At 40.3% G+C, this 8986-nt stretch carries 11 protein-coding genes; 10 read left to right on the top strand and 1 reads right to left on the bottom strand.

Features of this window, described 5'->3' with window-relative positions; genetic code table 11:
* Positions 1–266: 266 nt before the first annotated feature.
* Positions 267–395 (bottom strand): hypothetical protein, encoded by a 129-nt coding sequence (locus FS666_RS20525; protein WP_260842237.1) that lies wholly within the window; start codon positions 393–395, stop codon positions 267–269.
* Positions 396–882: 487 nt separating this feature from the next.
* Here FS666_RS20525 and FS666_RS18285 point away from each other — a divergent pair, with 487 nt between their 5' ends.
* The 10 genes from FS666_RS18285 to FS666_RS18245 all read left to right on the top strand — a co-directional run bounded on the left by FS666_RS18285 (position 883) and on the right by FS666_RS18245 (position 8666).
* On the top strand, positions 883–1293 hold the full coding sequence (locus tag FS666_RS18285) for a hypothetical protein (protein ID WP_144463655.1): 411 nt from the start codon (positions 883–885) through the stop codon (positions 1291–1293).
* Positions 1294–1331: 38 nt separating this feature from the next.
* Positions 1332–1829: an ATP-binding protein gene (locus tag FS666_RS18280; protein ID WP_144463656.1), complete on the top strand. Its 498-nt coding sequence runs from the start codon at positions 1332–1334 to the stop codon at positions 1827–1829.
* Entirely contained in the window at positions 1780–2352 is a 573-nt protein-coding gene (locus tag FS666_RS18275; RefSeq protein ID WP_144463657.1) for a response regulator transcription factor, read from the top strand. Before FS666_RS18280 ends, FS666_RS18275 begins: the two co-directional genes overlap by 50 nt.
* Before the next feature lie 85 nt (positions 2353–2437).
* On the top strand, positions 2438–3352 hold the full coding sequence (locus FS666_RS18270; RefSeq protein WP_120075537.1) for an ABC transporter ATP-binding protein: 915 nt from the start codon (positions 2438–2440) through the stop codon (positions 3350–3352).
* Positions 3349–4089, top strand: a complete 741-nt coding sequence (locus FS666_RS18265; protein WP_120075535.1) for an ABC transporter permease — start codon at positions 3349–3351, stop codon at positions 4087–4089. Before FS666_RS18270 ends, FS666_RS18265 begins: the two co-directional genes overlap by 4 nt.
* A gap of 392 nt (positions 4090–4481) precedes the next feature.
* Positions 4482–4898: a GNAT family N-acetyltransferase gene (locus tag FS666_RS18260; RefSeq protein ID WP_144463658.1), complete on the top strand. Its 417-nt coding sequence runs from the start codon at positions 4482–4484 to the stop codon at positions 4896–4898.
* A gap of 514 nt (positions 4899–5412) precedes the next feature.
* Positions 5413–6264 carry a 23S ribosomal RNA methyltransferase Erm gene (erm, locus tag FS666_RS18255; protein ID WP_144463659.1) on the top strand — a complete coding sequence of 284 codons (852 nt, stop codon included), beginning with the start codon at positions 5413–5415 and terminating at the stop codon, positions 6262–6264.
* A gap of 270 nt (positions 6265–6534) precedes the next feature.
* Entirely contained in the window at positions 6535–7167 is a 633-nt protein-coding gene (locus FS666_RS18250; protein ID WP_244943960.1) for a putative RNA methyltransferase, read from the top strand.
* Entirely contained in the window at positions 7109–7417 is a 309-nt protein-coding gene (locus FS666_RS20385) for a class I SAM-dependent methyltransferase (protein ID WP_244943959.1), read from the top strand. Before FS666_RS18250 ends, FS666_RS20385 begins: the two co-directional genes overlap by 59 nt.
* A gap of 169 nt (positions 7418–7586) precedes the next feature.
* The gene (locus FS666_RS18245; RefSeq protein ID WP_244943958.1) at positions 7587–8666 is read left to right on the top strand and encodes a PQQ-dependent sugar dehydrogenase; all 1080 of its coding nucleotides are present in this window, start codon (positions 7587–7589) and stop codon (positions 8664–8666) included.
* Positions 8667–8986 lie beyond the last annotated feature (320 nt).

Raw genomic sequence — 8986 nt, 5'->3', positions numbered from 1 at the left:
GTTTTACCAAATAGCCCCAGAATTAATGTTCAGTAAATTTACTTTCGTAATTTGGGATAACATTTTCATTATTATGATATGCTGATTTTCTATCAATTTAAACTTGAATGAATATCGAAATACTCTTTTTTATTAATTAGTTGAAAAGTATTGTATCGTCGTATATTTAAAACAAATTTTAAAAAAATTACGATGACCGGCACTGTTGCATGGAATGCCATTCTAGGTGAATCATGGACAAATATTCTACAGTTTATGGATATATACTAAATATTATAAATTTTCAAATTCCATACAATTTTTGGCATAGCCGTCGCAACAATCGATGACTCTGCAGCCGCTAAAAAGGTAGCGGCAAAGATAGAGATCATAACCATCGATCGATTCATGTTCATAATAATAAGCATCCTCCTTTATTTGGTTTAGCATGTATAGCTTCCAAATAAAGGTGGGCACTTGTTTATACATAAGAATATGATCATAACGTTCATCACTGCCTAATATCGACATTACGATAGGAACTGCGCGAGTTGCTCACGGAAGGTTTTCCTTCCAAAGTGATTCATCTCAATTTTTTAAATATTTATGTTTAAATGGTATCTTTAATAATTAGAATTTGTCAACAAATAAAACTGTCCGGATTTATATAGGTTAAATGGGGGGTACCAGCAATAAGGAAGAAAATTAGAAATGTAATCGGGCCAGTCCGTAGATGTTGCCGCCATTTTTCCTTAAAAAGTCATTTTTAATAACATGAACCGATCCGAAAAACCTTTAAAAAATGATATTTATCATTTCAAAAAAGTGATATACATAACTACCGGCCCCTGTCGGCTTTTCGATATGCTTTTAATAAATTAAATGAAGGAGGCACAAAGAACAATGAGAAAAGGTATATTAGTCGGTTTATATGCAGGGGTTATTTCAGGAGCGGCAGGTATTGCTGCGGCTTACCTGTTAGGTGCTGTGACAGGCCTGTGGTTCTCCCAGTTAAATTGGATCTCCATTGCGGTTGCTTCGATCATCGCAAATATCGCCGGGGCAATGATTTTCGTAAAGTGGTTTCAAAAAACTGCCAAACCTTCACTCTATTATGTTCTGCTGGCCGGGGGTGTCACTCTGTTGTCTTCACTGAATGTTTGGGCCAATCCGCCCGCAGATAAATTCTGGGTTATTGCACAGCCGGTGCATGTCGTGGTCTTCTTACTTTCGATCTGGTTGGTTCCGATGTGGCTGAAACACTGGAAGCAGACCCAAATTCCCGGGGCCTCGATTACCAACGAAAAAGGTTAAGGTCAATGGCTCAAAGCCATATGGTATGATAGAGCAAAATGAGGAAGGTGGTAAGAAATGGCTCACGCCAGACTGCCGTGGGAAACAATGATGTTGCTTCCTCCATTGATTTCTATGATTATTTTTCCGCAACCGACTGGGTACAACTATCTTTTGTTTTTTATAATCGCAACAGCTCATTTGATCAGCATTATGAATGCGAAACACCGAACCTTTTTCATCATTGTTCAACTGGTCGCGATTGCTTTATGGGGGGCTTTCTTGAGCCCGTGGGAATTGAGCTTCGGCTTTTATCCGGCTTTGGTGATCGGTTCGGCAGCGGCCTGTTGGGTATGAAAGAACGGTTGTTTCTGATCGAAGGGAAACTTGAAATGGAAACCGGGGAAACAAAAGGAACAAAAATCACGATTATCGTGCCGAAAGTCAAGAAACCGGCGATCAAGAAGGAGGGAATCCAAGAGAATCGTCATTGCGGAAGATCAGGGAATGCTTCGATCCGCGGTCAGCCAGTTGTTGGCCCCGGAAGAAGATATTGAAATTGTTGGGGAAGCCAACAACGGTGAACAGGCTCTCCGGATGTCAGGAAAAAACGCCGATATTGCCGTGCTCGATATAGAGATGCCATTGTTAAGCGGACTGGAGGCAGCGGAAAAGTTGAGGGATGAAGGCAGTGAATGCCGGGTCGCCATCGTGACCACCTTTGCCCGAAGCGGCTACCTGCAACGTGCCGTGAAGGCCGGAGTAATGGGTTATTTGCTAAAAGATACGCCCGTGTCCGAATTGGCGGAAGCACTGCGAAAAATTCACGCGGGCAGGCGTGTCTTCAGCCCGCACCTTACTTTTTCCATGATGGAAGAAATAAACCCACTGACGAAACAAGAATCCGAGATATTGCTGCACCTGAAGAAGGGGGATTCCGTCAAAGAAATCAGTAAGGCTTTATATATATATCCAGCTACGATCCGCAACTACATTTCCGAAATTATTGAGAAGCTTGAAGCGAGAAACAGGATGGATGCCGTCTCAATTGCCGAAAACAAAGGGTGGCTGCCGGAATAACCTTTTTGTAAAATAAAACTGATTTTTTGATGCAAGACTGAAGAGTAAAAATCCATTCACTTTTTATGAGAGAAGGAGAAAAAAGATGAAACATGTCATTGAAGTTGAAGGATTGACCAAACAGTACGGGGAAACCCGAGCCGTACAGGGGATTTCTTTTACAGTCGAAAAAGGCGAAATTTTCGGGATTATCGGTCCGAACGGAGCCGGTAAGACCACAACCATTGAGATTCTGGAAGGACTGCGGAAAAGAGATTCCGGAAACGTGCACGTACTTGGCTTTGACCCCGGCAAGGAATCCGACCGCTATCAATTAAATAAAAAAATCGGGGTGCAGTTCCAGGCCACATCCATACAGGAGTTAATGAAGGTCAAAGAAGCGCTGAATCTGTTTTCCTCTTTTTATGACACACATCATAACCTGATGGACATTATTGAACAATTACATTTGAAAGACAAACTCAATTCGTATTTCAAGGATCTTTCCGGTGGCTGGAAACAAAGGGTAACGCTCGCTTTATCTGTTTTGCATCAACCCGAAATCGTATTTTTGGATGAACCGAGCATGGGGCTTGATCCGCAAGCACGCCGAGAGTTGTGGGAAGTCATCCATACCCTGAAGGAACAAGGAACCACCATCCTGGTCACAACGCATTATATGGAAGAAGCCGAAAAACTTTGCGATCGTATCGCCATGGTGTACGACGGCCGAATCCGGGCACTTGGAAAACCGAATGTGTTGCTCGAAGACCTGGCGACAAACTACCTGGCGTTTGAGAGTTTCGATGTGGATCCCGATGTATTGATCGCCCTGCCCGGTGTGATTCATGTGGAGAAATCCGCGGATCGGGTGAGAATTCAAACAGAGAATCTCCAGCGTTCCGCCTACATGGTTTTAAAAGAATGTGAAGAACGCGGTTGGAAAGTGGCCGCATTCCGTTTCGAGCGAGGCACGCTGGATGATTTGTTTGTCCACCTGTTAAAGGAGCGATCAGCGTGAATAAAATTGTGAAACTGTCGGTAATGGAAACAAAGTTATTTTTTCGAGAAAAAATGGCCGTGTTCTGGACCTTTTTGTTTCCGGTTCTGATGATCTGGCTATTCGGGGCGATGTTCGGAAGCGCAAAAATCGGTGGGATGACCTATAGCAATGCTTACATTCCTTCCTGGATTGCCGTGAATATCTTGACCACTGCGTTTTTTGGAATCGGAACGGTGATGGCCAACTATCGTGAAAAAGGCATTTTGCGACGCTATCAGGTCACAACAGTAAGGCCCTGGATGGTGTTAACGGCGCAAACCGTGCAGGGAACCGTCATTTTTACCATCAGCGCCGTAATTATTCTCATTTTTGGATTCCTTGTGTTCGATTTACATGTACCGAAATATTTGGGAAGTACCTTGTTGGCAATACTATTAAGCCTGGTTGCCTTCTTCCCGTTCGGACTGTTGATCAATTCAATTGCCAAAAGCGTTCGGACTGCCTCAGCCATCAGTTCACTTGCCATGAATTTGATGATTTTTCTATCGGGAGCCACCTTTCCGATTGAATGGATGCCAAACGTATTACGTGTTATCGCCCACATCCTTCCGCTTTACTATGTCATTGATTTAATAAGGCAAACATGGAATTTCACACCGATTTGGGAGAATGGGGTGGATGTCGCGGTCCTCCTTGGTGTCGCCATCGTGTCAATCATTTTGTCCTCACGGTTTTTCCGCTGGAGCGGGGAGTAATTCTCTAAACGACAAGGTTTGGCGGAAAATCATAAATTGTTAAATAGAATAAAAGCCAGTACATTTCAAAATGCATTTGGAGGAATGGACGGTATGGAGGAAATAACGGAGTTAAAAAAGCTGTAGATTTTTTTATTCGGGGTGAGTATTATTGCAGTCGCCAGCCTGCATCCCAAATACATGATTATGATTCTATAAAGCATCTTGCTTTTGGTACAAATGTTGATGGCAGAACTGACGAGTTTATCGTTTATAATTCAAATCCTGCTCACTTTATTGATACAATAAATAAACTGGACATAAAAAAAGACTATTGGCTTACTTTGTTTTCTGACGAAGAACCGTATAGTTATGGTGCGGAGGGATATACCATCAAAAGTACAGAGTTTCTTATGATTTTAAATCTGGATAGCTGGTCTTTTGAAACAGATAACAAGATCATCAAGTGTGTCCAAACTGAGGAAGAAGCTCGACGTATCAATCATTTTTTCAATAAGGCCGCTATCGATCTTAAGAAATTAAATGATCCAAATCTGCATTTTTACGTTGGTGAAGAAAACGGGCATCCTGCATCTCATGGAAGCTATGCACTACTAGATAAAACCGTATTTTTGAATGATGTCTTTACTTCAAAAATGCATAGGGGTAAAGGAATGGCCAAAGCACTTTGCCGAAAAATGCTTATGGATGCCAAGCAGGAAGGTGCTGTCCAGAGTGTACTTGTTTCTAGTCAGATTGGGCATCCTTTATATCTAAAATTGGGATATCGAGATGTATCAAAAATGTGGGTGTTCGAAAGAAAATCTTAAACAATCGGGTGATTATTGAAGTTAATTAATATTTTTTAATGACTGATTTTTTGAAAAATGGGTTCGGATTGCAGTGTGGATAACTGAGCAGCAAGTAATGTTTTCATTGACTTTATCTATTGTGAAAATTATAATAAATACGATATTTAAAGTAATTAAACTAAGGTGGGTTGTTAAAAAATGGGTATTGTATGGATTAGATTGCGTTTTTCAACTTTATGCAGCTAATTGAATACTGCTTAAAGTCTCTGCCTGCAGGCAGAGTAAACGGGATCCGTCTGCCCTTTTTTAATAATCTTCATTAAAAAACTTATTAAAATATGCATTTGTGAAGAAAGGTGGATTGTTCTGCCTTTCTTTTTTTGTGTAAATTTTTACCTCAACCCTTAATTGGTGTGGATTATTTGGGATATGGTTCTAGGCTCAACTTTTATTTATAAAAGGCGAGGCTTCTTTCCTTTACTCTAAATCGCGGGCAGAAGACTGCGATTTTTTATATTGGAGGGAAAATCATATGACCAAAAAAACACATAAATACAGCAACAAAAAATTAAGCCGTGGAGAGCCTCCCAACTTTTCCGGACAGCACTTGATGCATAATAAAAGGCTGCTTCATGAAATCGTGGATCGAGCGAAAATATGCAAAGAAGATACAGTTTTAGAATTAGGAGCGGGAAAAGGTGCTTTGACGACAGTCCTCAACGAACGAGCAGGAAAGGTATTGGCGGTAGAATATGATTTTAAATTCGTCGAAGTTCTTAAAAAGAAAACGGCGCAAAGTCAAAATACGAAAATCATTCATCAAGACATCATGAAAGTCCATTTGCCGAAAGAAAAATTTGTCGTTGTATCAAATATTCCTTTCTCGATTACGACACCCATAATGAAGATGCTTCTAAGTAATCCATCGACCGGTTTGCAAAGAGGTGTTATTGTCATGGAAAAAGGTGCGGCCAAAAGATTCGCGTCAAATTTTGTGAAAGATCCATATATAATCGCTTGGAAAATGTGGTTTGATATTCAGTATGTTAAAGTGATTTCAAGAAAAAATTTCTCTCCACCACCAAGGGTTGATTCGGCAATGATTACAATAAATAGAAAGCCTAAACCGATTGTACCTTACAGCGATTATGTAATCTTTTGGGGATTAGCCGATTATGTGCTTAAAAATCCCCAAATATCTGTCGATTTAGCATTAAGAGGTGTATTTACACCACCTCAAATTAAGCATTTAAAAAGGAGTCTTCAAATAAAGAATGAGATTTCAGTTGCGACTTTATCGGAACAGCAATGGGGACTCATATTTGAAACAATGGTGAAGCATGTTCCAAAATTCAGATGGCCAAAGATAAAAAAGCCGTATTAAACCATTTTTGAAGTTTTAAGCGACCACCTGCTAAAGCGGGTGAATTTTGACATGAATGCCGACGACTAAAGTCGTATTTCAGGCCGAAGCCCTGCTCAAAGTCCAAAAGCTAAGCATACTCGAAGTCGGGTCTTGAAAGATCTTCCTTTCAAATACTGAAGACTTTACTTAATGCCATAATTGGCGGGCAGGACAATATTCCATTATTGGCCCGGTTGTAGAAAAGGTATATAGGACGGCCTGTGATATTTTATAGAAAGGAAAAGGATTATGAATCAGAAAGAAAGAAGTGCTGAAGCGGTAAGCGGAATCGTGGATGTGTTTAGATGTCCACTATGCAATAGTCCGATGAAGGTTTTTGCTTTAAAAAGCCTCATCTGCTCGAACAGTCATACGTTTGATTTTTCAAAGCAGGGCTATGTCAACATGATGAATCGCCCTTCAAATGGACATTACGACAAAAAACTTTTTGAAGCAAGACGAAGAATAATCATGGAAAGTAACTTATACACATTGTTGCATGAGAAGGTTTCAGAAATGCTCAAGAAGCATTTGGATGGCTCTTATGAACCAACTGTACTTCTTGATGCTGGATGTGGTGAGGGTTCTCATTTACAAAAGACTTTAGATGAATGCAAGAATGATGCGATAACCGGTATTGGGTTGGATATTTCAAAAGAGGGCATCATGATGGCTGCCAAAAATTATAAAAGTCCGATTTGGCTTGTCGGCGATTTAGCAAACATACCCTTGTCAGACCAATCATGCCACGTTGTTTTGAATTACCTTTCACCTGCAAATTATGAGGAGTTCAAAAGAATCCTGGCTCCGGATGGCCTCCATTGTGAAAGTTGTTCCCCGTTCCAATTATTTAAAGGAATTACGGGAAATCCTTTTTACTGATAAAAATAAAAAGACTTATGACAATGATGAAATCGTATCGCTTTTCAAGCAACATTTTCATTTGGAGGAAAATGTCAAATTAAGCTATGTAAAGGAATTAAACCAATCAGAGTTGATAAATCTTGTTCAAATGTCCCCTCTTGCTTGGAATTCAAAAAAAGAACAAATCGAATCATTTATGAATCAAGATTCTGCTGGGATAACCGTTGATCTAGATATTTTGGTTGGTGTCACTAAGCATATGAATTAGCAGTGGAGAGTGATGAAAATGACAGTATTAATGATGACTTTACAGTTTCAATTAAGAGAATGAATTAAATTCAATCTTGTGTCTACATGGGGAGGTTGTGGATCAGAAAGATAATGGAATAGAGGATATGCGCAGATAGATGAAGATAAAGAGGGAGGAATAGTTAAAATTGAAAAAAGTCTTGGCATTATCGATTGCTGCTGTCTTTTTAATAGCGGGTTGCTCTGAACAACGAAGTTCCCCTGATGGTTCGGAATACATGGAAAAACCAGAACAATCTTTACCTGCAGAAGATTTGGAAGTCATTGCGGACAACTTGGATGTTCCGTGGTCCATCGAAAAATTAGAGGATACCATTTATTTAACAGAAAGATCAGGGAACATTGTCAAAATAGAAGGAGACGAGGTAGAGCGGCAAAGTGTAGAACTAGAAGAAGAGGTGTCAACAGCTTCAGAGGCAGGGCTGCTTGGATTTGTGCTTGCCCCTGACTTTTCCGAATCGAACCAAGCGTATGCCTATTATACGTATGAAAACAGTGGAGGACAATTCAATCGTATCGTAACGCTTCGATTAGAAGGCAATATATGGAGAGAAGAGAGCCTGCTTCTTGACCAAATTCCCAGTGGTACTTACCATCATGGCGGAAGACTTAAAATAGGGCCTGATGAAAAACTGTATGCAACAGCAGGAGACGCTTCTGAGCGTGAAATAGCACAAGATCTTAATTCATTAGGCGGTAAAATTTTAAGACTGAACCTCGATGGATCGATACCAGGTGATAACCCGTTTCCAGACTCCTACGTTTATAGCTACGGACACCGCAATCCTCAAGGGATTACTTGGTCATCGGATGGTACGATGTATGCAAGTGAGCACGGTGATAACGCAAATGATGAAATCAATTTGATCAAGGCCGGTCAAAATTACGGTTGGCCGATTATTGAAGGAGAAGAAAAGCAGGAAGGTATGGTTTCCCCTTTATTCACTTCCGGAAACGAAGCGACTTGGGCACCATCCGGGATGGCGTATGATAATGATAAATTATATGTTGCAGCTCTCAGAGGAACTGCCGTTTTGGAATTTGATTTAAAAACGAATGAACAACGGGAACTGGTAACGGATCTTGGTCGAATTCGAGATGTTTTTATTGAGGATGAATACCTTTACTTCATTAGTAATAACCTTGATGGTCGGGGAACGGGACAGGAAAATGACGATAGGTTATACAGGATGCCGCTTTCTGATTAAATACTTAAAATCGTGACCTGCAACCTTTGGGCAGACTTCCATTGGCTGCTATTGTCATATGTAAAAAACCATTGACGTGATCAATAGAAGGTGTTAGTATATTTCTACTGGCAATACAAACTAGACTATTGTTGAACCAAACGCAATAATTTAAAATTGTATTGACGCCAGGTTTTAAAAAATGTTATATTAGGAAAGTCGCCTCAAACAAGGTTGAAAAATATTTTTTAAAAAGTTGTTGACAACCTGAAATGAGCGCGGTATAATAGAAAAGTCGCCCAAGAGAGCGGCGAACAAGTTTGATCTTTGAAAACTGAACG

This window comes from Siminovitchia fortis (assembly GCF_007681465.1).
GTDB lineage: Bacteria > Bacillota > Bacilli > Bacillales > Bacillaceae_C > Siminovitchia > Siminovitchia fortis.
The sequence above is the reverse complement of the archived record's forward strand: the minus strand, read 5'-3'. Positions and strand labels throughout refer to the sequence as shown.